This window comes from Bartonella sp. B17 (genome assembly GCF_053795755.1).
The window spans coordinates 1,328,946-1,354,184 of record NZ_CP200032.1 but is presented as its reverse complement, the minus strand read 5'-3'; the positions used below and the strand labels follow the sequence as shown (position 1 = coordinate 1,354,184).

The following is a 25,239-nucleotide window of genomic DNA, read 5'->3' as shown; positions in this document are numbered from 1 at the left end:
TATAAAAAGCGTTTGTCTGATTTTTGACATCCGGAGATATATTTACAAATGTGTTTTAGAATTGATCTTAATGGATGAATAAAATTTTATAGTTAATACTAGTTTTGTGAGCAGCATCTTCATATATCAAATTATTTATGATAATTTACAGAAAATTTTGCAAAATTAAATGTATAAATATTGTTCAGCAAAGCTTTTTGTTTGCGCTGATTTTTTAATTTGTGTTTTTAGTTTATTATTTTGGATGTTGTTTTGTCTAATCTTGTTTCTCGTATTCTTACAGCTTTTATTTTTGGTAGCATTGCTTTGTTTTTAACATGGTTTGGGGGAATTACATTTTTTTTGTTTGTATGGTTAATTGGCGGTTTTATTCTTTATGAGTGGATTAGTATTACTAAAGAAAAGTGGAATAATTTACAAAAAATATTGGCGGGTATTTTTTATTTGGTTTTTGGTTCCTTCTTAGTATTAGATATGTCTTCTTCATTAATTTTTTCTGCTTTAATAGTTTTTGCAACGCTGTTAGCGATTGGATCCTGTAAAAATATTAGTTGGGTTTTCTTTGGTTTTTTATACGCATCTTTTCCTGTTGTAGCTTTATCCTTTTTACGAGGTGATGGAGAATTGGGATTTTGGGTTGTTATTTTTTTATTTGCGATCGTGTGGGGAACAGATATTGCTGGATATTTTAGTGGACGTGCACTTGGTGGACCAAAATTAGCGCCGCGATTTTCTCCTAACAAAACATGGTCAGGGGCAATTGGTGGTACACTTGTTGGAGTTTCTAGCGGTGTATTAGTTGCTTTTTATTTTTTGAACGTGAATTTAGCAAATTTTTTCATACCATTACTTGCTCTCGTTTTATCAATTGTTTCGCAAGTGAGTGATTTGGGGCAATCATGGTTAAAAAGACAGTTTTCCATTAAAGATTCTAGTTCTTTATTACCTGGACATGGTGGATTTATGGATCGTATGGATGGGTTGGTAGGTGCTACTTTTCTTCTTTATTTAATTGGTTCGTTTATGTCTGATATGGAGACGCCTTTTAATCTTTTTTGTATAGTTTAATTAGGAGAATATGTCTTGGAATTTTGGAATCACATATTCGCTATAAGCGACTTGCTTTTGAGAAGTTTGAATGTTTTTTTTGTTGTTATGATTATCATTTTTGTGCATGAACTTGGGCACTATCTCATTGGGCGTTGGTGCGGTATTAAAGCATCGGTTTTTTCGCTTGGATTTGGTCCTCAAATAGTTGGTTATACAGATAAGCATGGCACACAATGGCGTTTAGCGCTTATTCCTTTAGGAGGGTATGTAAAGTTTGTTGATGACGAAAATAGAGCGAGCACACCATCATCTAAAACATCTTCTGTGATTTGTGGTTCATTTACTAGTGCTCATGCTTGGAAAAAAGCAGCGACAGTCTTTGCTGGTCCCTTATTTAACGCTCTTTTTACTGTTGTTATTTTAACATTTTTTTTCTTTACTTATGGACGTATAGCTACTGAGCCTGTTGTTGGTTCTTTGATAGAAAATTCTCCTGCTGCTCAGGTTGGTTTGGTTTTAGGTGATCGTTTTGTTGAAATGGATGGACGACGGGTTGAAAGTTTTGAAGATTTGGCGGCTTATGTTGCTTTTCATGGCGGGGATCCTATTGAATTTAAAATAGATCGCATGGGGCAGATGTTTACTAAAGTGATTACACCAACTGTGATCGAGCAGGATGATGGGTTTGGTAATCGCGTTTTAAGTGGAATGATAGGAGTTGGCGCGCCTGTTGATCCAAATGATCCTACACGTTTAGATCCGGTTTATGAAAAACATATTTATTACAATTTGGGAGAAGCAGTTGTTGCTGCATCAGAGCGTACGATGTACATTGCAACACAGACAATTCTCTTTGTTGGTCGTTTAATAGGAGGAAAAGAAGATCATTGCAGGTTAAGTGGTCCCTCCAAAACTGTTAAAATTGCTTGGCAAGTTAGTGAAACAGGTTTTATTTCTTTGTTGAACTTTACAGCTTTTCTTTCAATTGGTATTGGACTTATCAATCTTTTTCCGATTCCACCTCTTGATGGTGGGCATTTGTTATTTCATGTTATTGAAGCTCTTTCTGGTAGGTCTGTTTCTAATAAAATTCGAGAAGTTATTTTTTATTTAGGTTTTTGCATAGTTTTCTTATTTATGATTTTTGCGCTGTTTAATGATTATTTTTGTTAGTTTAGCCAATTAAATTATGGAAAACATTTTAGAAATTGAGTAATAGTGAGAGATGTAATTTGAAAATTATTTGCTATGTCCGTGAAATAGTGTGGCATTGTGTGTTGTGGTTATTAGTTAAAGGGTGGGAGATTTTGCTGTGAATATTGTGAACACAAAGAGTTGTTATGGAAGTTAGCTTTTTGAGGAATCGTATCTAGGAAATAAGACAAGGTAAAAAAGGCCAATGACTACAAATTTAAAATTTTTAAGTGCGGTATCTATGTTAGCGTTAGCTATGGGGGGAGTTGTTCCAACAACAGCTCTGATGTCAGTTATGATGGTTGGAGAGGTGCGGGCATCTGTGGTTAATTCTATCGAAGTTCGTGGGAATAAATTTGTAAGTGCTCAGGCAATTCGAGATAATATGGACATAAAAGCTGGACAAAACTTTTCCAGTGGTGATGTTGATGCTGCAGTGAAGCAGCTTTTCGGTTTAGGTTTATTTTATGATGTTAAGATAAATCAAGTACACGATAAGCTGGTTGTGCTAGTTAAAGAATATGCGGTAGTCAATCAGGTATTATTTCAAGGAAATAAATCCTTTAAAGATCCCGATCTTCAACGATTTATTTCGTTAAAACCAAATGAACCATTTAATTCTGCTAAGCTTTCGGCTGATATAAATGTGATTCGTGAAGCTTATAAGACTGTTGGTCGCAATAACGTCACTGTTACAGTTCAAACCATTAATCTTGGAAAAGGGCGTGTAAATGTGGTTTTTAATATTGTTGAAGGCCGAAAAACAAAGATTAGTAATATTACATTTAAGGGCAATAAGGCTTTTGGGAGTCGGCGTTTACGTGATGTAATTATAACGAAGCCTTCGGGTATAATGTCATTGTTGATGAGAGGTGATGTTTATAGTGAAGAACGTTTAGCGGTAGATGAAGAAGCTTTACGTCGCTTTTATTATAATCGTGGTTACGCAGATTTTCGAGTTGTTTCATCTAAAGCAGTTTTTGATGAAACAAGTAATGCATATAAAATTGACTTCGTTCTTGATGAAGGAGCGCGCTATAAAATTGGTGATATCCAGATTGAAAGCGATATTGAGGGAATTGATGTTAAGTCTATAAGAAAATCACTAAAAACACATCCTGGTGACGTTTATAGCGCAGAAAATATCGAGCAATCTGTTGCAATTATCAATAATAAATTTGCGGATTCAGGATATGCTTTTGCTAAAATTGAACCGCGGGGGAATCGTAATTTGACAAATCATACAATTTCAATTGTATACAATGTTGAACAAGGTTCACGGGCTTATGTCCAGCGTATTGAAATACGTGGAAATGATAAGACGCATGATTATGTTATCCGCCGTGAGATTGATTTAAATGAGGGAGATGCTTTCAATCAAACTTTATTGCAGAGAGCAAAACGCCGGTTAGAAAATTTAGGCTTTTTCAAAGCGGTTAATATTTCAATGATTCCGACGGATCAGCATGATCAGGTTGTTTTGGTTATAGATGTAGTGGAAGCTCCTACAGGTAATCTTTCTTTTTCTGGAGGATATACGACAGGTGGTACGAGTCCTGGGATGTCATTTGAAGTATCTCTTGCTGAGCATAATCTTGGAGGACGTGGTCAATATGTGCGTTTAGGTTTAGGTGCAGGACAAGAAAAGTCTCGTAATTATAATTTATCGTTTGTTGATCCCCATTTTTTAGGTTACCGCTTATCTGCTGGTGTTGATCTTTTCCGCAGTACCTATCGTGCTGATAAAGCATATGACGTACGCCAAACAGGCGGTTCGCTTCGATTTGGAGTGCCTATTAGTGACCAGTTATCTGCTAATCTAACTTATTCCTATGTCCAAGAAGAATACGATTTTGGTGGGAATTATGATTTAACCAATGATGTTGTTACAAAAGAACTATATGATAAATATTCTGGTGCTATTGTTCAAGCTGCAAAACATAGTCCTTGGAAGCGTTCGTCGATTACTTATGGTCTGACTTATAACACTATTGATGATATGAGAAATCCTCATGATGGTTTGTATGTGCGTGTTCTTCAAGAGTATGCTGGACTTGGCGGAAATGCAAAATTTTTGAAAACAACTGGTAAAGCGATGATGTATAGGACTCTTTCTGATCCAATGGATCTTGTCGGTTTACTTTCCTTCGGTGCTGGTTATATTCACGAAATAGGTCAAGAAGGTGCTCGTATCTTCGATATGTTTAAAAGTTTTGATCTAATTCGAGGTTTCAAATACAATGGGATAGGTCCGCGTCAAGTTTCTAATAAAGGTGAGGTATATTTCTTAGGGGGTACGACGTATATAAATGCAACTGCTGAATTGCAGTTCCCTATACCTATTGTTCCTGAAGGATTAGGATTGCGTGGTGCTTTATTTGCAGATGCTGCAACACTCTACGGAAATAATTATAAGCCTGTTTTCCAAGGTGAAGCGCCGGTTACAAATATCAAAAGTGCATGGCGTACATCTGCAGGTGCTAGTTTGATGTGGGAATCACCGTTTGGTCCACTACGTCTTGATTATGCTTGGCCAATCACCAAGCAAGAAGGTGATGGTGTGCAGAAATTTAATTTTGGTATTTCTACTAAGTTCTAATGTGAATTTTTTCCAGAAGGAAAAGTTTTGAAGAGAATGGATTAGGCTGGGGGGGGGGAGAAAGTGTTTCTATGGCGGATACATTTTTTTTTGCGCCGTCTCGGCGATTGACAGTTGCTAATATTGCTGAGTTGACGGGTGCAAAACTTCTTAATCCAGAGTTTTCTAACACAGTTATAAACACTCTTTCTTCACTTGAAAGCGCTGGGGAGGGTTCTCTTGTTTTTGTAGAGCATCGAAAATTTTCTGATGCTTTATTGGGAAGTTCTGCTGTTGCTGTTTTTTGTACGAATGAAATCGTTTTGAAGGTTCCTGAAACTATGGCAATTTTAGTAACATCCACACCGCAGCGTGATTTTGCCCAGATTGGTCGTATTTTATTTCCTGATTCTGTAAAGCCAATGCCTTGGTTTGGACGGAGAGAGATCTCACCGCATGCGCATATTCATCCAAGTGCTAAGTTTGCACATGATGTGTGTATTGAAGCGGGGGCTGTTATCGGTAAAAATGTTGAGATTGGTTCGGGGACTCTTATTTCATCAACTGCTGTTATCGGTGAAAATTGCCGTATTGGGCGTGAGTGCTATATTGCTCCAAAAGTAACAGTTCAGTATTCTTTAATAGGCGATAGAGTCCAAATTTATCCTGGTGCTTGCATTGGACAAGATGGTTTCGGTTATGTTGGGGGTATTGCTGAAATTGAAAAAATTCCACAACTTGGTCGTGTTATCATCCACGATAGTGTAGAAATTGGTGCGAATACAACGATTGACCGTGGAACGTTTGAAGATACCATTATTGGTCAAGGGAGTAAAATTGATAATTTAGTACAAATTGCACATAATGTGAAAATTGGTCGCTATTGTCTTATTGCAGCCCAGTGTGGAATTGCTGGAAGTACATCTATAGGTGATATGTCTCAGCTTGGTGGGGGAGTTGGGGTCGTTGATCATGTCGCAATAGGCAAACACGTTCAGATTGCTGCTGGTAGTGGTGTTATGAATGACATTCCGGATGGTGAAAAATGGGGTGGCAGTCCAGCGCGACCACTTAAACAATGGTTTCGTGAAGTAGCGACGTTGCGTAATATTGGCAAGGTTAAAAAGGAGAAACGCTAATATGAACAGCATCGGAGAAACTAAAAGCTTAGAGGCTATAGATATTGAAAAATTGTTGTCAATATTGCCGCACCGATATCCATTTTTATTAATTGATCGCATAATTAATATTGATGGCGAGCAAGAAGCTATAGGTATTAAAAATGTAACGATTAATGAACCGCATTTTACGGGACATTTTCCTGCAAAGGCAGTTATGCCTGGGGTTTTAATTTTAGAAGCTATGGCGCAAACAGCAGGAGCAATTTCACTTCTAAGATTAGATCACAAGAAAGCAAATTTTGTTTATCTTATGACTGTTGATAATGCAAAATTTCGTAAGCCGGTCGTGCCTGGTGATCAGTTAAGGATTCATGTCCAGCTTTTAAAGAAGCGGTCTGGCGTGAGACGTTTTTCGTGTGTTGCAGAAGTTGAAAGTGTTCGAGTTGCCGAAGCAGAAATTGCTGCGATGATTACTGAATCAGAGTAAATGATACAATAGGAATTTAAAAATGTCTGGTATGAAAATTCATCCAACCGCTCTTGTGGAGAAGGGGGCGCAGCTTGGTGAGAATGTACTAGTCGGACCGTTTTGCCATATTGGTTCAGAGGCTGTTATCGGTGATGGATGCAGTTTAATGAGTCATGTTGTTATAATGGGGAAGACAACATTAGGAGCCAACAGTAAAGTATTTGCGCATGCAGTTTTGGGTACAGACCCACAAAATAATAAACATAAAGGAGGTTCTACAACTCTCTCTATTGGTAAAAATTGTACGATTCGCGAAGGCGTAACGATGCATAGAGGATCCGATACAAGTGTGGGAATGACGATTATTGGTGATGATTGTCAATTTTTTTGTTATGCGCATGTTGCCCACGATTGCCATGTAGGAAATCATGTAACATTTGCGAATAATGTGATGATCGCTGGTCATGTTACTGTTGGTGATTATGTTATTATTGGTGGCGGTTCTGCTGTTCATCAATTTGTTCGTATCGGGCATCACGCATTTATTGGTGGTGTATCTGCATTGGTTGGTGATTTAATTCCCTACGGCACAGCTGTTGGTGTACAGGCAAAACTGTCTGGATTAAATATTATTGGTATGAAACGTGCAGGCTTTAAACGCAAAGACATCCATGCGCTACGTCATGCAGTTGCCATGCTTTTTGATCGCAGTAAACCGTTTAAAGAGCGTGTAGGTGATGTTTCTGATTTCTACTCAACTTCCCAGTCTGTTCTTGACGTAATTAATTTTATTAAAGAAGAAGGAAAACGTTTTTATTGTACACCAAAATTTGAAGACGACAGAATAAAAGCAAATAAGGGTTAAAAATGTCTATCTTCAGTGCCAGAAATTTTCTTTCCGGCCGAACTGCTATCATAGCAGGGAGTGGTGTTCTGCCTATCACGGTTGCTCAGGAACTTGAAAAGCACGGACAAAATCCTTTTCTTGTGCTTTTGCGTGGTGAGGCAGATGCAGTACTTTATCGCTATGAGCATTGCGAGTTATCAATTGTGGAATTAGCGCGGCTTTTTAAAATCTTAAAGGCAGCTGCAATTTGTAATATCGTTTTGGCGGGTGGTGTGAAAAAACGTCCATTTCTTACACAATTGCGACCTGATTGGACAACTTTTTTGGCTTTACCTAAGTTGCTCGGAGCTTTAAAAGGTGGGGATGATGCGTTATTGAAAGCTTTTATACAGATTGTTGAAGCACATGGTTTTTGTGTTATTGGCGCCCACGAGATAGTACCAGATCTATTAGCTCCAATAGAATTTGATTTGACATTGCGGCGGGCTACTCAAAAAGAGAAAAATGATATTTTATTAGCAGCTGAAGCTGCAAAGCTTTTAGGTCAATTAGATATTGGACAAGCCGCTGTGGCTATCAATGGGAGAGTGATTGCAGTGGAGGGGGCAGAAGGAACTGATAATATGCTATGGCGGATTTTTGAAATGCGAGAAAGAAAGCAAATTCCGCAAAAAGGTGGTGTTCTTGTTAAATGTGCAAAACCACAACAAGATCATCGAGTTGATCTGCCATCAATTGGACCTTCTACAATAGTCAATCTTGTAAAGAGTGGATTGTCTGGTGTTGCGGTGGAGGCGAATAAAAGTCTGATATTATCAGTGAAAGCAACAATAGAAAAAGCTAACAAACATTCATTGTTTATAGAAACATTTGAACAGTTCGATCATGAGTGATTGTTTCTTAAAAATTGCTATTATTGCAGGTGAGGAATCCGGAGATTCTCTTGGAGCAGATTTGATTTCGTGTTTATCTCGACAGATAGGTTGCAATATTCATTTAATTGGTGTTGGTGGAAGGCATTTAAAGGCATTAGGTTTAAAAAGTCTTTTTGATTCTAATGATATTGCTTTAATAGGCTTAGGTGAAGTATTAAAAAAATTGCCATTGTTGCTGATACATATTCGCAATTTGTCTAAATTTATCGCACGAGAACAACCCGATTGTTTAATTATCATTGACAGCCCTGATTTTACTCATCGTGTTGCAAAAAAAGTTCGTATTTTGGCACCTTCTATTCCTATCATAAAATACATTGCACCAACTATTTGGGCATGGCGGCCAGAGCGCGCTAAGGCTATGCGAAAATTTGTTGATCATGTTTTAGCGGTTTTCCCTTTTGAAGAAAAAATTATGAAAGATTTTGAAGGTCCTACTACTACCTATGTCGGACATCGTCTTTTGACTTATCCTCCGCTTTTGACTGTCCAATCAGAAAAAAAACGTTTGTGTGGTAAACAAGTATCATTTCCCACACTGGTTATTTTGCCAGGATCGCGCAATTTCGAGATTCGCTATTTAATGCCTATTTTTGGAGAAACTATAAAAATTCTTGCACAACGCATCCCTAATTTACGTATTATTTTACCGACGTTGCCGTGTTTGGTGGATGAAATTCGCTGTTTTGTCCAGGATTGGAAAAGTAAAGTGGAGATCGTTATTAATGAAGATGCGAAATGGCGTGCTTTTGTGGATGCAGATGTTGCTCTTGCTGCACATGGAACGGTTTCACTTGAATTGGCGTTAGCAAAAATTCCAATGATTCTTTGTTATAAATTGGATCATTTTTCTAAATTATTTATTTTTCCAAAAGTGATGTTATGGAGTGCTGCTCTTCCGAACATTATTTCTGATAAGCCTATTGTCCCAGAATATTTTAATGAATTTTTACGACCAGGTATGTTGGCAAGGCAGATAGAACAGCTTTTGTATAATCCTTTATTGCGACAAGTACAACTTGACGCTTTTGAGATGATGGAACAAAAAATGAAGACTGAAGCGCCATCAGGGGTCGTTGCTGCTCAAGTTATTATCAATTTGCTAAAAGAAATTGGAACACTTAAAATTATGTAGATAAAACAATTTTTATGACTAATGTTTTATTTTAGCAAGAAAATCACGAGCACGTTGACTTTTAGGATTAGTAAAAAATGCGTCAGATGTTGTATCTTCGACAATTTTTCCGTTTTCTAAAAAGAGTACTCTTTCTGAAACTTTGCGAGCAAAGCCCATTTCATGGGTAACGCAGAGCATGGTTATGCCTGTATTTGCCAATTGAACCATAACCTCTAAAACTTCTCTAACGCTTTCTGGATCAAGGGCTGATGTCGGCTCATCAAAAAGCATTACTTCAGGCTCCATACAAAGTGCGCGTGCAATCGCAACGCGTTGTTGTTGCCCGCCAGAGAGTTGTAAAGGATATTTCTCACAGTGTTGTTCAATACCAACGTGTGTAAGGTAACGAATTGCCCGTTCTTTTGCTTGTTGTTTGGAAAGTCCTTGAACTGTCATAGGTGCTAAAATGCAATTTTGCATAACAGTCATGTGAGGAAATAAATTAAAATGCTGAAAAACCATTCCTATTTTGCGTAGAATATTTTTTTGTTGGTGTATAGGAGCGGTATGAATATCAATATTATGAATACAGATTGAACCTTCTTGTGCTTGTTCTAATTGATTAATACAACGAATCAAAGTTGATTTTCCTGATCCAGAGGGTCCACAAATAACGATGCGTTCGCCAGTTTTGACATCTAAGTTAATATCATGTAAAACTTGAAAGGTTTTATACCATTTATTTAAATTTCGAATAGAGATTACTAGGTTTTTATCGGCATAGATAGATTTATTATTTTCCGAGTTCATCTTATTGTATTCTCTCATTGATGAATAAATTAATTAATTTAACATTTTGGTTTTCTAAAAGTTTTTGTGATCATTTTATTTACCGTAAATATCGGGTTAGACGACGTTCAATAAGAACGATAAAATAATGAATGACCGCAACGATAAGAAGATAGATAAGAGCGGCCCAAACGTAAACTTGAAAATCGAATGTGCGTGAATAAGTTAGTTTAGCAATTCCCATTAAATCATAAACAGTGACGAGTGAAGCAATAGCACTGGACTTAATCATTAAAATAAGCTCATTTCCTAGAGGGCGTAATGCTACAACCATTGCTTGCGGAAGAATAACTCTCAAAAATGTTACAGAGCTACTCAGTCCCAAGGCTTTTGATGCTTCATGTTGCCCAGTTGGGATTGATAGAAAGCTTCCTTTAAAAATTTCGGTTTGATAAGCAGCCGAATTAAGTGCAAAAATGAAAAGACAGCAATACCATGCATTTTGGAAAAACCACCATAAACCAATGTGTTGCCAGAAGCTTTTCATTGAACCAAGGCCGTAGTAAAAAAGGAATAGTTGAACCAATAAGGGAGAACCGCGGAAAAAATAAACATAAGTATGTGCAAAATACTGTAAAAGCTTACTATTTGATAAACGCGCAAGCGCAATAAAAATACCAAGAAAAAAACCAATAGAGCAAGAAATAAAAACAAGTTCAAAAGTAACAATCAATCCATCAATAAATTTTAGTCCATAAAGGTTTAAGAGAATAGGATTAAAAAGGAAATAGAGCCATTCAGGAATCATCAGACTAAAACCTTTCGATATCCAGCTTGAGTACGTGTCTCTAGGTGGTGTAGAATTGCGGAAAAAAACGCTGAAAATAATAAATAGAGTGAGCACGCTACAAGATAAAACAGCATGGGTTGATTGGTGGCTGCTGCTGCTAAATTAGTTTGCCGCATAAGATCAAGAAGTGAAATAGTTGAAACGAGGGATGTATCTTTAAGCAAAGTAAGCCAATTATTAGAAAGCCCTGGCAAAGCATTTTGGACTAGTTGAGGAAAGACTATACGAAAAAATGTAGTTGAGCGTGAAAGCCCCAGAGTTTTAGCTGCTTCATATTGACCTTTATCAAAGATGTTGAATGCTCCAAGCCAAACTTCACAAGAGAAGGCCGCAAGAACCATACTGAGCGCAAGAACACCAGCAATGAAAGCGTTGATATTAAATATTATTTCAAGACTAAAATAATCAAGAATAATTTGAATAACATTTTGTAAGCCATAATACACTAAAAATAAGGTTAAAAGCTCTGGTAAACTACGGAACACCGCTGAAAAGAGGGTAGCTATGGCTTTAGCTATCTTGATATTGGATCGAATCATCATCGCGCTTAAAAGTCCTAAAGGGAGCCCCAAGAGACCACAACACAAAGCCAATGATAATGTCATTCCTGCACTAGAAAGTATAACCATACCCCATCCACCATTGCTAAATGATAGCAATGCTAAGCTTTCAGTCATTCTTGCAATCCTCACAAAGATTTAAATAATAACCTTCCAAAAATAAACAGTCTGTTTAATTTTAGTTCATATTGATATTTAATAAATATCAAATGTAAAATATTTTTTCATAATTTTATCATAGGTTTTATCTGAACGGATTTCCTTTATCGCTTCATTAAGCCTATTTTTGAGATCATTATCATTTTGACGAATACCAATTGCAATAGGAGATTTTGTTTCTTGAAGAGTCCCGAGAAGTTGGCAGCAATCTTTTCCTTCAGTTTCTAGCCAGTTTAATGCTTGCATTTGATCAAGGATGATTCCGTCAAGTCGATGGCTTAAAAGATCGCGGCTAACTTCTATGGTTGTAGGATAGAGTTTAATATTTACTCCTTCAGGGGCATAATGGTCTTCTGCGTACGCAGCTTGTGTTGTATTTGATTGTACACCAAGATTTTTACCTTTAAAGGCTTTTGCCGAAATTTCTTTAATTCCTGAGTCTTTGGTAACGATAACAGCTAATGCTGTGTGATAGTAAGCGTTTGTGAAATCGATCTTTTGTAATCGCTCTGGTGTGGGAGCAAGAGAAGCAATGATAGCATCGTATTTTTTTGTGATAAGGCCGGGGATCAGTCCATCGAAGTCTTGAAGAGTGATAGTACACTCAACGTTCATTTTTTTACAAAGTGCATAACATATATCAATATCAAAACCATGGAGCTCGTTGTTTGAATCAATGTAGCTAAATGGAGGATAAGAGCCTTCACTCGCAATTTTTAGCGTTTTAGCATCGGCCAATTGAATAAACAGTGTTGCGATTGTTATGAGAGCTGCTGCTAATAATTTCATTATGTTCTCCTGTTGGATAAGCGGGAAAATATTAGATCATCATACGTTATTATACTCTGTAAGCTCTTCTGGCGGCAATGCAAAAATTTATTGATGTTCATTTTGCACTCATTTATAAGTAAGTAATGATCAAAAAGATCATTTACTTCTATCAAGTTCACGTATGATAAACACAGAAAAAATAAATATCCTATTGATTTATCGAAATTGCTTTCTATAAAATAATTTGTTCTCTTCATTTTATTTATAAGCATTAAAAATTTAGCTTTGAAAAAAGTTTTTTAAGTTTAAGTTCAAGAAAGCATAGATTTTAAGGTGGCAAAAAGAGAATATTATTGTTATCACTAGTATAGCTGAAACATTTATATATCGAAGAACATAAAAAACCAATATCAATTAATATATTGATAAATGTTTTCCATAAAAAGAAGTGTATTTTTATAAATAGTTTTAAGAAAGTTGCTTGCCCTTGATTATGATAGATGTGCTATAATATTTTTATAATGTTTTGTTATTTTGCATAGAAAAACTTTAAAATTATGCTCATCTTCTTTAGTAATTTACAAAGAAAATAAAAGCAACAAATGTAAGCGACTAGGCAATTTTTTGTAATGCTATTTTAGGAAAAAAAGACAGTTTCTTAGTTATCGCTTAATTTCCATATATAATATATCTTTAAATTCGTAGATGAAATGATGGGTGGTATATGCCTAATTTAAATGGAATTGTTATGTATTTTGGAAAAATATTTCCGCATCTCTGCAAAAAAAATACCGCACACTTTGTCTATTTATTGAGAAGAGATTATTAGTTTACTAAAAGGTTTCATCATGACCGCTTAACGATCTATAACTATAAAAAATTTGAATTAAAAAATCATAAAAAGATTTTATACTTTGCTGCTTATTATTCACATTAAATCCTAAAGCCTCAATAAATTGAAGCTTTAGTGGATTAATCTTTATAATTTCTAGTTTGTACGCTCGTCTATAGGGATATATTCACGTGATGCATAGCCTGTATAAAGCTGACGTGGACGACCAATTTTTTGTGCAGGATCTTCAATCATTTCTTTCCATTGTGCAACCCAGCCAACACTTCGTGCTAATGCAAAAAGAACCGTAAACATTTCAGTTGGAAAGCCTAAGGCTTTTAATGTAATGCCAGAATAAAAATCGACATTAGGATAAAGCTTTTTTTCAATAAAATATTCATCATTTAGAGCAATTTTTTCAAGTTCTACAGCAATGTCAAGAAGTGGATCATCTTGAATGTTGAGTTCTTTTAAAACTTCATGGCAGGTTTGCTGCATAATTTTTGCACGTGGATCGTAATTTTTATAAACTCGGTGACCAAAACCCATAAGACGGAAAGGATCATTTTTGTCTTTTGCGCGTGCAATGAATTCAGGAATTCTTTGAACTGCTCCTATTTCTTGTAGCATTTTTAGACATGCTTCATTAGCTCCACCATGAGCTGGCCCCCAAAGACATGCAACACCTGCTGCGATACACGCAAAAGGATTAGCTCCCGATGATCCTGCTAGACGTACAGTGGATGTAGAAGCATTTTGTTCATGATCTGCATGCAGGGTAAAGATTCTATCCATAGCTTGAGAAAGCACGGGATTGATTTGATATTCTTCACAAGGAACAGAAAAACACATATGAAGAAAATTTGCAGCGTAACTAAGATCATTACGTGGATAAACAAATGGCTGCCCGATGCTATATTTATATGCCATAGCGGCAAGAGTTGGAACTTTTGAAATAAGACGAATAGAAGCGATCATTCTCTGTTGAGGATCTGTAATATCAATAGAATCATGATAAAATGCAGACATAGCACCAAGACATGCAATCATGATTGCCATAGGGTGAGAATCGCGACGGAATCCGTAGAAAAATCGCGTAAATTGCTCGTGTACCATTGTATGTTGCATAATGCGATGATCAAAATCGATTTTTTCTTGTCTTGTTGGTAATTCACCGTAAAGTAAAAGATAACAGCTTTCTAAAAAATCTCCTTTTTCAGCCAGTTGATTGATAGGATAGCCACGATAAAGCAATATTCCTTTATCACCATCAATATAAGTGATTTTTGATTCACAAGAAGCTGTTGAAGTAAAGCCAGGATCGTAAGTAAAAATATCCGCTTGTTTATAGAGAGATGAAATCTCGATGACATCAGGACCAATAGCGCCTTTGAGCACGGGAAGCTCTACATTTTTACCATTCACAGTAATGTGTGCCTTATTTTCAGACATTAAATATTCCTTTCAGATTTTTCGCCCCTAAAAATAAGAGCCGCTTCATTAAATATGGAGGTATGTAATTAAAGCTCTTTCTACCTATACTAAGGGTAGATTTACTCTAAAAGTTAGCGCATGCAATCTAAAAATATTTTTATGTGCACTTTACTCAATATGTGTTTTAACGATTTAAAATAAAAGATCGCTTTCAATTTGCATTGAAATACATATATTTTTAGATAATTGTTTAGCTGAACATACCTTATGTACATGCAAATTAGCATGCGGTTTTAACAAGTTGATCATGGATACGATTAAGGGATTCGTCCCGTCCCAACAAAACAAGAACATCGAAGACTCCTGGCGATGTTGTTCGTCCTGTAAGAGTTACCCGAAGTGGTTGAGCAATAGCTCCAAATTTAAGATTTTGTGTCTGCGCGTAATGTCGAAGAGTTTCATCTAAGGTTTTTGTATCCCAGTTGATACATCCTTTTAGAGCACAATAGACTCCCTCTAAAATGACTAGTCCATTTTTGTCTAGAAGCGTTTGTGCTTTTTCATCAAGAAATAATGGTCGTTGCGCAAAAATAAAAGAGGCATTGTCAATGAGTTCATATAATGTTTTAGAACGTTCTTTTAGACTTGGCATAGCTGCTAGGAATTGAAAACGGCGTTGTTCATCAAGTTTTTTAATTATTTCTAGCCCACCTTCAATATCTGGCAATATGTCAAGAACAGCATCAAAAAGATCTTGATCGCTGCTCATACGTATATAATGTCCATTGATAGCATCTAACTTTTTGAAATCAAAACGAGCTGCACCTTTATTGATATCATCGATATCAAACCAAGAAATCATATCTTCTATTGAAATCAACTCGTCATTACCATGACTCCAGCCTAGACGTACCAAGTAATTGCGTAAAGCGGCGGGAAGATACCCCATTGTTCGATAGGCATCAACGCCTAGTGCACCATGGCGTTTTGACAATTTAGCTCCATTTTCACCGTGAATAAGTGGAATATGTGCCATAACAGGGATATCCCATCCCATTGCATTGAAGATAATTGTTTGGCGGGCTGCATTTGTGAGATGATCATCCCCCCGTATGATGTGCGTTACTCCCATATCATGATCGTCGACAACAACGGCATGCATATAAGTTGGAGAGCCGTCAGAACGCAAAATGATAAAATCATCTAAGTCTTTATTAGGAAAGCGCACATCACCTTGAACGCGGTCATGCAAAATTGTTTCTCCATCTTGCGGTGCTTTGATGCGAATAACAGGTTTTATACCTTTTGGAGCTTCTGAAATATCACGGTCGCGCCAACGTCCATCATAACGCGGTGGGAGACCTTCTGCGCGAGCATTTTCACGCATTTCAGCCAATTCTTCAGGTGAAGCGTAACAATAATAAGCTTTACCATCTTTTACTAATTGTTTTGCGACTTGGCGGTGACGTTCTGCTCGTTCAAATTGTGAAATAGGATCACCATCATAACTAAGTCCCATCCAGTGTAATCCGTCTATAATAGCTTTTACAGCTGCTTCCGTGGAACGTTCTCGATCCGTATCTTCAATCCGTAAAAGCATTTTGCCACCAGTATGTTTTGCATAAAGCCAATTAAAAAGAGCTGTACGGGCACCTCCAATATGAAGGAAACCTGTGGGAGAAGGGGCAAAACGGGTAATAACGGACACGGATATCTTCCTCTTAATTAAGATATTACTTGTGAGACTTTATGGAAAGGGTATGTTAGCATAGGTGACAAAGTGTGCAATAGCCGCATTGCTAAGTAAAGTAGAGAGTGCGGATGTCAAGTAAAAATAAAGTTAAGAATTATTTATTAAAAGGAAAACAATTAAGTTCGATATGGCAAGATATTCTTTCTATTTTTTATAAAGCAAATTATAATGAACAAAGTGCCTTTTTATTTACATCTTTTAAAAAAGCAATAATTTTTTGCTGGGAGTGGTTGGTAGATTGCATAGACAAAGAAGTCTCTGCAGGACTCCTTTTTTTATTAATTTTAGTATTTTTTTCTACAGGCATCATTTTTTATTTTAGTTTAAACCGAGAACCAAGTTGGAGACAATTTGCTGTATTGAGCAGTGTATTCTTTGGAATATTGTATATTTTACGTATTTCACCTTCCCATCGAAAAATATGGTTTATCGTAGGATTTTTGTGTTGCACTCTATTGGGGGCTTTGACTGCAAAAATAGAAACATGGCGTATGTCTACACCAATGTTGAATCGTGATATTTTAACTACATTAACAGGAAGAATTGTTTCTATTGAAGCAATGCAAAAAGGGGAATTTCGTTTAATTTTGGATGTTTTGAGTACAGAAAAGCCAACATTGTGTCATGGACCTAATCGTGTTCGTCTATTAGCAAGACATTTGCCATATGGATTAGCTGTTGGTGATGGTTTGTCTGGAAGAGTCAAAATGCTTGCATTATCTGGACCAGTGCGTCCAGGAAGTTACGATTTTAGTTTTCATAATTATTTTAAAGGGATTGGTGCTCGAGGTGTTTATTTGAGAAAACCAATCAAAATATCAGTTCCGCAACCTGATACCATATTAGGGATAGTTTTACAGAAAATTGAAAATTTGCGAATAAAAATGACGCAAAAAATTAATATGACGATTGGTGGAGAAAATGGCAATATCGCAGCTGCTCTCATAACGGGACAGCGAGGTGGTATTTCACAGGACACAAATAAAGCATTACGTACGGTTGGATTAGCACATATTTTATCGATATCAGGTTTGCATATGGCTCTACTAAGTAGTATGGCTTTTATTAGCGTTCGTAGTTTTTTAGCACTTTTTCCAGTTTTTTCATCCTATTATTCTACTAAAAAGTTTGCTGCTATTGCATCATTAATAACAACAGCTTTTTATTTTGTATTGTCTGGTGGCTCCATATCTGCACAAAGAAGTTTTGTGATGGTTGCTGTTATGCTGGTTGCTGTATTGTGTAATCGTTTTGCTTTAACAATGCGTAACTTTGCTCTTGCAGGTTTGATCACTTTAGCTATTGCTCCGCATGAAATATTAAGTCCTAGCTTTCAAATGTCTTTTTCTGCGACGGCAGCTTTAATAGCTTTTTTTGATTGGTGGAATGAAAGGTTATCTTTTCGTAGAAAAAAAACGACACCATCTTATATTGGAGGTAAGGTGATACATTTTGCCTCCTTATCAATTATTTTAATATGTGTATCTTCGCTTGTGGCGGGGTCTGCAAGTGGAATTTACGCAGCTTATCATTTTTCTAATATTTCGCTCCTTAGTGTTATTAGCAATGTCTTAGTTTTACCTATTGTGTCAATATTCATCATACCCTTTGGATTAATAGCAACACTTGCGATGCCTTTAGGCATTGAGTGGTTTCCTTTACAAGCTATGGGATTTGGTATTGGTCTCGTGATAAAAATTGCTCACACTATAAGTGCTATTTCTCCTGCTTTGAATCCTGGGTTTATTCCGTTATCTGCGTTGGTTTTATTTAGTGTAGGCTTGATTGGACTGACTTTTTTCAAAACACCTATTAGATTCGTTTTTAGTCTTTTTATTTTAATTGGGATTTATGTTTGTTGGATAAATCCATCCATACAACTGATTATAACAGATAATATGAAACTTGTAGGTGTTATTAATGGAAAAAAATTATATACTGATCATTATTATGTCCCTAGATTCACGGCATCTATATGGAAAAAATCATTTAATGTAAGCGAGTTCATTAAGCCAACAAAATATGGTCCCCCGTTTAAAGAACAGTTCATTTGTAATGATCATGTTTGTACCTCCAGACTAGAAAATGGATTAAAAGTCGTTGTTTTACGTAAAAAAACGGATAAATGCATAAAAGCAGATATTGTGATTAAGAGATCTACAATGAGCAACAGAAACTGCAATAAGGAAACGCAAACAATATTTACATCTGAACAGTTGTTATCACGAGGCAGCGTCATGATAAACAAAAACGGAGATATCATTTGGTCTTCAAGAGGATTTTTCAGACCGTGGAATATGCACAGGCAGCATTCATAAAAATCACATAATATTATAAAGAAAATAGATGTTTTTTTTAATATCTTAACAATTTAAAAATTTTTTAAAATATATGATTAGATTACATTATTGATAATGAATGTTAAGCCAAAAATTTTTATTGAACGTGAAAAATGTAAATAAATTTTAGAAAAAGATAAAATTGTTAATTATTCTATTTTATAACTACATATCTTTATAACAGCTAATATTTTTTCAGCCTAAAGGTGATAAATAAATTTTGGATTGATATCGCTAATTGGTAAAAGGGTAAAGTGTCTCGTGGATGTTCAGAAGTTAAAAAAAGTGGCGGCTGCTAAAGCGCTTGAATTTGTTCAAGATAATATGCGGCTTGGTATAGGAACTGGTTCTACGGCAAATGAATTTATTCGCCTTCTTGGCGAACGTATTTCAGATGGTTTGCGTGTGATTTGTGTTACTACTTCACAAAATTCTGAGCAGCTATGTCGTAAATTTGGGGTTCCAACTACTACTTTAGAACAAATACCTGAGCTTGATCTTGATATTGATGGAGCAGATGAAATTGGTCCAGAACTGGCTTTAATTAAAGGGGGGGGTGGTGCACTGCTACATGAAAAAATTGTAGCTGCAGCATCTCGTGCGATGCTTGTCATTGCTGATGAAACAAAGATGGTAAAAACGCTTGGTGCTTTTGCGCTGCCAATTGAAGTTAACCCGTTTGGTATGCACGCTACACGAAGGGCTATAGAAAAAGTTGCCGATGATTTAGAGCTTTCTGGAGAAATTACATTGCGAATGAATGGAAAGAGTCCTTTCAAGACAGATGGTGGTCATTTCATTCTTGATGCGTTTTGGGAATGCATTTTGCAGCCGAAATTATTATCAGATGCACTCCTTAAAATTCCCGGTGTTGTCGAGCATGGCCTTTTCTTAGGGTTAGCTTCGCGTGCAATTGTTGCGATGGAGGATGGTCAGATAAAAATTTTAAAGCCATTTGATTTTTAAATAAGACATTCACATGTCTATATGTTAGCGTAATAAAAAGGGCGTTGAAGGTTTTTAGCTAGAATAACAAGTTTGAATTATAATTAGTTATCGAGGTAATCATTAAATGAAGACAACACTTTCTTTTCAGCGTTTTGTAGCATGTTTTGGAACAATTGCTATTTTAGTTATGAACATTGGAATGGTTCATGCGAATGATGTTAGCGCTCAGCATTTAAGCTCAGCTAAAAAGGCTATCAGTGCTATTCATGCCACTGATCAATTTGATAGCTTTTTACCAACTGCAGCACGTGATCTTAAAAATGAACTGATAGGAGATGATCCAAATTTAGCAACTACTATCTCTGAGCTTGTTGATAAGCAGGCGCTTGCTTTGGCTAATCGGCGTTCTGATTTAGAAAAAGAAATTGCTCACGTATATGCTGCACATTTTACTCAAGGAGAACTTGATGCTATTACCGCATTTTATAGTTCTGATACTGGTAAGAAATTTTTAACAGAAGTTCCAAGTATTGCGCGTGACGCTTATTCTACATTTGAGGCATGGCGTTCTGTTATCATGCAAGATCTTGTAGAAAATGTAAAAAAAGAGATGTCTAAAATACTTAATGTGGATAAGCCCACTCCGTCTAAGACTCCTGGTTCTTCAGAAAAGAAAAAATAACTTTATTGATGTCGTTGCAGTGATTAACGATTCTTGTTTATTTTTAACGGCGGTTTTCCGCCGTTTTTGATAAAAATAGGTCTTTTTAGTGTGTTGCTTTATGCAAAGTAGTATTTGAGAATAAAAAATTTCATTTAAATTAAAATGACAATAGTCTATTGCTGGTGGTGTATGAAAAGGAATAGTTTGTGAAATCTTTTGATTTGTTCGTAATTGGAAGTGGTTCTGGTGGGGTACGTGCTGCGCGTCTTGCTGGACAGCTTGGTAAGCGTGTTGCTATAGCAGAAGAATATCGTATAGGAGGGACTTGTGTTATTCGCGGTTGTGTTCCAAAAAAACTGTATGTTTATGCGTCACAATATGCACGAGAATTTCGTAAAAGTGTTGGTTTTGGATGGAAATACGCTGATCCAGTTTTTAGTTGGGAAAAATTAGTTTCAGCTAAAAATAAAGAAATAACAAGGCTAGAGGAACTTTATCGCAAGGGACTGCAAAATAGTAATGTTCATATTTATGAAAGCCGTGCTGTTTTTGTAGATGATCATACATTAGAGCTCTCTGCAACAGGAGAGCGGATAAGAGCAGAAAAAATTTTAATCGCAACAGGAGCAAAGACTGTACCAAACACTGCAATAAAAGGTAGTGATTTGTGTCTTACTTCTAATGAAATTTTTGATCTTAAAAAATTGCCAAAATCAATAATAATTGTTGGTGGTGGGTATATTGGCGTTGAATTTGCTAATATTTTTCATGAATTAGGTGTGAAAACAACATTAATTCACCGTGGTAATTTAATCCTTAGCAATTTTGATCATGATTTGCGGCAGTTGCTCAATGATGCAATGATTGAAAAAGGAATCTCTATTATTTATGGAGTAACAGTTTCTCAAGTTCAAACTACAGATAGTTATTATGATGTTGTTTTGTCAAATGAGCAAACAATTAACGCTGACCAAGTTATGTTGGCTATGGGACGTGTACCAAATACAGAAGGCTTAGGGCTTGAGCGGGCAGGAGTTAAATTAAATAAATTTGGTGGAATTATTGTTGATGAGAAGATGACAACCAATGTACCTCATATTTGGGCTGTTGGTGATGTAACAGGTCATATTCAATTGACACCAGTTGCAATCCATGATGCAATGTGTTTTGTTAAAACTGCATTTGAAAATACCCCCACTGTGCCTGATTATGATTTAATCCCTACAGCAGTTTTTTCACAGCCAGAGATTGGAACTGTTGGCTTTTCAGAGGAAGAGGCAGTACGTCATTATAAGCGTGTTGAGATTTATCGTACAGTTTTTTGTCCTATGTATAATGTTTTTTCCGGTAATTTAGAAAAAATGTTTATGAAACTAGTTGTTGATGGTGAAAGTCGCATTGTTGTTGGAGCACATATTTTGGGGGCTGGTGCTGGAGAAATGGCGCAGCTTATTGGAATATCTCTTAAAGGAAAATTGACGAAAGACGTGTTTGATGAGACTATGGCAGTACATCCAACTGTAACAGAAGAGTTAGTAACGATGTATAAACCAAGCTATGTATATGAAAATGGAAAAAAAGTGGAAAATTAAGCAGCAAGAATTATGGTATGCAATAAATCTTTTGATACTATGAGCTATAAATTTAAATTTTGGAGAAAACATCTTGGTAAAAAAGTGGGCGCCTAATTCTTGGAAAACAATGCCAATTAAACAAGTTCCAGTTTATCCAGATAAATTTGCGTTAGCAGAGATTGAACAAAAACTGCGCAGCTATCCTCCTCTTGTTTTTGCTGGTGAAGCACGTGATTTAAAAAATGAATTAGCTGCAGTTGCGCAAGGTAAATCTTTTTTGTTGCAAGGTGGGGATTGTGCAGAAAGTTTTGCAGAACATGAAGCGGATAATATTCGCGATTTTTTTCGTGTGTTTTTGCAAATGGCGATTGTTTTAACTTTTGGAAGCTTTAAGCCTGTTGTTAAAATTGGTCGCATTGCTGGTCAATTTGCAAAACCACGCTCTTCTGACATAGAAAGTAAAGATGGGGTAGAACTTCCTGTGTATAGGGGGGATATTATTAATGGTATAGAATTTAGTGCGGATTCCCGCGTTCCTGATCCACAACGGATGTCTATGGCTTATCGTCAATCTGCAGCGACGCTTAATCTATTGCGCGCGTTTTCACAAGGCGGATACGCTAATTTAGAAAATGTTCACACGTGGATGCTAAGTTTCATTTCTAATAGTCCCCAAGGTGAACGTTATGAGTTATTGGCTGAGCGTATTTCTGAAGCAATTGATTTTATGCGTTCTATAGGAATTACGTCTAAAACAAATTCTTCATTACGTGAAACGTCTTTTTATACCAGCCATGAAGCGCTTTTGCTTGGTTATGAAGAAGCTTTAACGCGTATTGATTCGATTTCTGGAGATTGGTATGCAACATCTGGTCACATGTTGTGGATTGGTGATCGCACACGTCAAATTGATCATGCTCATGTTGAATATTGTCGTGGCATTAAAAATCCTATTGGGTTAAAGTGTGGTCCTTCTATTGAGCCAGATGAGCTTTTGAGCTTAATTGATATTTTGAATCCTGAAAATGAACCAGGTAGGTTAACTCTTATTGCTCGTTTTGGTCATGATAAAGTTGAAAATTATCTTCCGAAACTGATCCGTGCAGTTGAAAGAGAAAAACGTGAGGTTATATGGTCGTGTGATCCAATGCATGGCAATACAGTTACCTTAAATGGTTATAAAACGCGTCCCTTTGATTATGTTTTAAAAGAAGTGGAAAAGTTTTTTTTAGTGCATCGCGAAGAAGGAACTTATCCAGGTGGTATTCATGTTGAAATGACTGGTCGTGATGTAACCGAATGTACGGGGGGTGCGCATGCTATTTCAGTAGAAAATTTATCCGATCGCTATCATACGCATTGTGATCCACGATTAAATGCAGACCAGGCGTTGGAATTGGCTTTTCTTGTTGCTGAACTTCTCAAAAAAAGTCGTAATATTGATTCATTAGCTACAGCCGTGAATAATTAGATAAAAATAATACGAAATTCACCATTCTAAGCATTTATAGAAAAGAAACATTTTAAAAAATACTTTTAGGTGATTAAAATAGATCCGTGATCGCAAAATTGATGAGATGATACGAAAGCTGATAAAAAATAATTTTCGGGTAGTAATTGCTCAATTAAATCCCGTTGTCGGTGATATTGAAGAAAATCTTTCTCTTGCTATTATGGCGCATAAAGAAGCTAAAGAAGAGGGAGCTGATCTTATTTTATTTACTGAGCTTTTTATAAGCGCTTATCCATTAGAAGATCTTGTTCTTAAACCTATTTTTACAAAAGCCTGTAGAGATGCCGTTGAAAAATTAGCAAAAGTAACAGAAGAAGGGCCAGGGATTGTAATTGGTGTTCCATTACGGCGCAGTGATAACATTTACAATAGTGCCATGCTTCTTGATAAGGGACAGATAATTTCTGAAATCTTGAAGTTCGATTTGCCTAATTATGCTGAATTTGATGAAAAGCGCGTATTTTCTTCTGGTTTGCGTCCTGAACCTATTATTTATCGTGGAGTAGGATTAGGAATAGTAATTTGCGAAGATATTTGGAATGATTCTTTTATCTGTGCGGAGCTTAGCAATAAAGGAGCTGAGATTATTCTAGTTCTTAACGGTTCTCCTTATCATCGTAACAAAACATTAAAACGTATAGAAGTTATTCGTACGCAAGCTATTCAGTCCGGTGTGCCAATAATTTATGCTAATCAAGTTGGAGGTCAGGATGAGTTAGTTTTTGATGGGGGATCTTTTGCGTTGAATGAGCAGGGCAAAATTGTGTTTCAAATGAAACATTTTGAAAGCCATATTGCTTTGAGCCATTGGCAACGAAAATCTACTGAATGGCAATGTATCGCCGGTCCAAATGACAGTCTTCTTAATGGTTTGGCTGCTGATTATTGCGCTTGTGTTTTGGGTTTGAGAGATTACGTCAATAAAAATAATTTTAAGGATGTCATTCTTGGTCTTTCTGGAGGAATTGATTCAGCGCTTTGCGCAGCAATGGCAGTGGATGCTTTTGGTAGTGAAAGGGTTCATACTGTAATGATGCCCTATGAGTATACTTCACAAGAATCGTTGAAAGATGCAGAAAATTGCGCACATCTTTTAGGATGTCATTATGAAGTAATACCGATCACGCAGCTTGTTGAAGCTTTTTCGAATATAATGGCACCTGTTTTTTCAGAGTTTCCATCTGATCTTACAGAAGAAAATCTTCAAAGTCGTATACGCGGAACTATTTTAATGGCTCTTTCGAATAAGTTTGGTTCAATGGTAGTAACAACAGGCAATAAGTCTGAAATGGCTGTAGGATATGCAACACTTTATGGTGATATGAACGGAGGCTTCAATCCTATTAAGGATATTTATAAAATGCAAGTTTATGCGTTAGCTGAGTGGCGTAATAAAAATCATTTACAAAATTTAAAAGGACCAAAAGGAATTGTGATTCCATCCAATATTATAGTAAAAGCACCTTCAGCAGAGCTTCGGGAAAATCAAAAAGATGAAGATTCTCTACCTCCTTATCCTATTTTAGATGATATCTTGCAATCTCTTGTTGAAAATGACATGAGTGTTTGTGATATCGTTAAACGTGGGCATTTACGGGAAACGGTAAAAAAAATTGAGCACCTTCTTTATTTAGCCGAATATAAAAGACGACAATCTGCACCTGGTGTAAAAATCAGTTACAAAAATTTGGGGCGTGATCGTCGTTACCCTATTGTTAATCATTTTCGTGATAAAAGTTGAG

General features: G+C 36.3%; 20 protein-coding genes. 14 read left to right on the top strand and 6 right to left on the bottom strand.

What is annotated here, in order from left to right; translation table 11 throughout:
• The first annotated feature begins 252 nt into the window (after positions 1-252).
• The 8 genes from V4B18_RS06070 to lpxB all read left to right on the top strand — a co-directional run bounded on the left by V4B18_RS06070 (position 253) and on the right by lpxB (position 9,329).
• Positions 253-1,068 carry a phosphatidate cytidylyltransferase gene (locus V4B18_RS06070; protein WP_455475552.1) on the top strand — a complete coding sequence of 272 codons (816 nt, stop codon included), beginning with the start codon at positions 253-255 and terminating at the stop codon, positions 1,066-1,068.
• Positions 1,069-1,083: 15 nt separating this feature from the next.
• Positions 1,084-2,223: an RIP metalloprotease RseP gene (gene rseP, locus V4B18_RS06065; protein ID WP_455475551.1), complete on the top strand. Its 1,140-nt coding sequence runs from the start codon at positions 1,084-1,086 to the stop codon at positions 2,221-2,223.
• Between the two features lie 226 nt (positions 2,224-2,449).
• A complete protein-coding gene (gene bamA, locus V4B18_RS06060; protein WP_455475550.1) occupies positions 2,450-4,843 on the top strand; it encodes an outer membrane protein assembly factor BamA in 2,394 nt (797 codons plus the stop codon).
• A 71-nt stretch (positions 4,844-4,914) separates the two neighbouring features.
• Positions 4,915-5,961 carry a UDP-3-O-(3-hydroxymyristoyl)glucosamine N-acyltransferase gene (gene lpxD / locus V4B18_RS06055; RefSeq protein WP_455475549.1) on the top strand — a complete coding sequence of 349 codons (1,047 nt, stop codon included), beginning with the start codon at positions 4,915-4,917 and terminating at the stop codon, positions 5,959-5,961.
• Between the two features lies 1 nt (position 5,962).
• Positions 5,963-6,430, top strand: a complete 468-nt coding sequence (fabZ, locus tag V4B18_RS06050; RefSeq protein WP_455475548.1) for a 3-hydroxyacyl-ACP dehydratase FabZ — start codon at positions 5,963-5,965, stop codon at positions 6,428-6,430.
• A 22-nt stretch (positions 6,431-6,452) separates the two neighbouring features.
• Positions 6,453-7,277 (top strand): acyl-ACP--UDP-N-acetylglucosamine O-acyltransferase, encoded by an 825-nt coding sequence (lpxA, locus tag V4B18_RS06045; protein WP_455475547.1) that lies wholly within the window; start codon positions 6,453-6,455, stop codon positions 7,275-7,277.
• A gap of 2 nt (positions 7,278-7,279) precedes the next feature.
• Positions 7,280-8,152: an LpxI family protein gene (locus V4B18_RS06040; RefSeq protein WP_455475546.1), complete on the top strand. Its 873-nt coding sequence runs from the start codon at positions 7,280-7,282 to the stop codon at positions 8,150-8,152.
• Positions 8,145-9,329 (top strand): lipid-A-disaccharide synthase, encoded by a 1,185-nt coding sequence (gene lpxB, locus V4B18_RS06035; RefSeq protein ID WP_455475545.1) that lies wholly within the window; start codon positions 8,145-8,147, stop codon positions 9,327-9,329. The genes V4B18_RS06040 and lpxB overlap by 8 nt, the downstream gene beginning before the upstream one ends.
• Before the next feature lie 18 nt (positions 9,330-9,347).
• Here lpxB and V4B18_RS06030 read toward each other — a convergent pair whose 3' ends face one another.
• The 6 genes from V4B18_RS06030 to gltX form a co-directional block, all read right to left on the bottom strand.
• Entirely contained in the window at positions 9,348-10,121 is a 774-nt protein-coding gene (locus tag V4B18_RS06030; protein ID WP_455475544.1) for an amino acid ABC transporter ATP-binding protein, read from the bottom strand.
• A gap of 79 nt (positions 10,122-10,200) precedes the next feature.
• Positions 10,201-10,908 (bottom strand): ABC transporter permease, encoded by a 708-nt coding sequence (locus V4B18_RS06025; protein ID WP_455475543.1) that lies wholly within the window; start codon positions 10,906-10,908, stop codon positions 10,201-10,203.
• A complete protein-coding gene (locus tag V4B18_RS06020; RefSeq protein ID WP_455475542.1) occupies positions 10,908-11,627 on the bottom strand; it encodes an ABC transporter permease in 720 nt (239 codons plus the stop codon). Before V4B18_RS06020 ends, V4B18_RS06025 begins: the two co-directional genes overlap by 1 nt.
• A 78-nt stretch (positions 11,628-11,705) precedes the next feature.
• Positions 11,706-12,458 (bottom strand): transporter substrate-binding domain-containing protein, encoded by a 753-nt coding sequence (locus tag V4B18_RS06015; RefSeq protein ID WP_455475541.1) that lies wholly within the window; start codon positions 12,456-12,458, stop codon positions 11,706-11,708.
• A gap of 970 nt (positions 12,459-13,428) precedes the next feature.
• Positions 13,429-14,724 (bottom strand): citrate synthase, encoded by a 1,296-nt coding sequence (gltA, locus tag V4B18_RS06010; RefSeq protein ID WP_455475540.1) that lies wholly within the window; start codon positions 14,722-14,724, stop codon positions 13,429-13,431.
• Between the two features lie 262 nt (positions 14,725-14,986).
• Positions 14,987-16,414 (bottom strand): glutamate--tRNA ligase, encoded by a 1,428-nt coding sequence (gene gltX, locus V4B18_RS06005; protein ID WP_455475539.1) that lies wholly within the window; start codon positions 16,412-16,414, stop codon positions 14,987-14,989.
• 113 nt (positions 16,415-16,527) lie between these two features.
• On the opposite strand from gltX, the gene V4B18_RS06000 reads away from it, so the two are divergent.
• The 6 genes from V4B18_RS06000 (at position 16,528) to V4B18_RS05975 (ending at position 25,238) form a co-directional block, all read left to right on the top strand.
• Positions 16,528-18,777 (top strand): ComEC/Rec2 family competence protein, encoded by a 2,250-nt coding sequence (locus V4B18_RS06000; protein WP_455475538.1) that lies wholly within the window; start codon positions 16,528-16,530, stop codon positions 18,775-18,777.
• Positions 18,778-19,059: 282 nt separating this feature from the next.
• Entirely contained in the window at positions 19,060-19,764 is a 705-nt protein-coding gene (rpiA, locus tag V4B18_RS05995; protein ID WP_455475537.1) for a ribose-5-phosphate isomerase RpiA, read from the top strand.
• 106 nt (positions 19,765-19,870) lie between these two features.
• Positions 19,871-20,428 (top strand): DUF2059 domain-containing protein, encoded by a 558-nt coding sequence (locus tag V4B18_RS05990; RefSeq protein ID WP_455475536.1) that lies wholly within the window; start codon positions 19,871-19,873, stop codon positions 20,426-20,428.
• A 188-nt stretch (positions 20,429-20,616) separates the two neighbouring features.
• Positions 20,617-22,002 carry a glutathione-disulfide reductase gene (gene gor, locus V4B18_RS05985; RefSeq protein ID WP_455475535.1) on the top strand — a complete coding sequence of 462 codons (1,386 nt, stop codon included), beginning with the start codon at positions 20,617-20,619 and terminating at the stop codon, positions 22,000-22,002.
• A 73-nt stretch (positions 22,003-22,075) separates the two neighbouring features.
• Positions 22,076-23,455, top strand: coding sequence for a class II 3-deoxy-7-phosphoheptulonate synthase (locus V4B18_RS05980; protein ID WP_455475534.1), 1,380 nt, complete (start codon positions 22,076-22,078; stop codon positions 23,453-23,455).
• Between the two features lie 106 nt (positions 23,456-23,561).
• Positions 23,562-25,238, top strand: a complete 1,677-nt coding sequence (locus V4B18_RS05975; protein WP_455475533.1) for an NAD+ synthase — start codon at positions 23,562-23,564, stop codon at positions 25,236-25,238.
• Position 25,239: the final 1 nt, after the last annotated feature.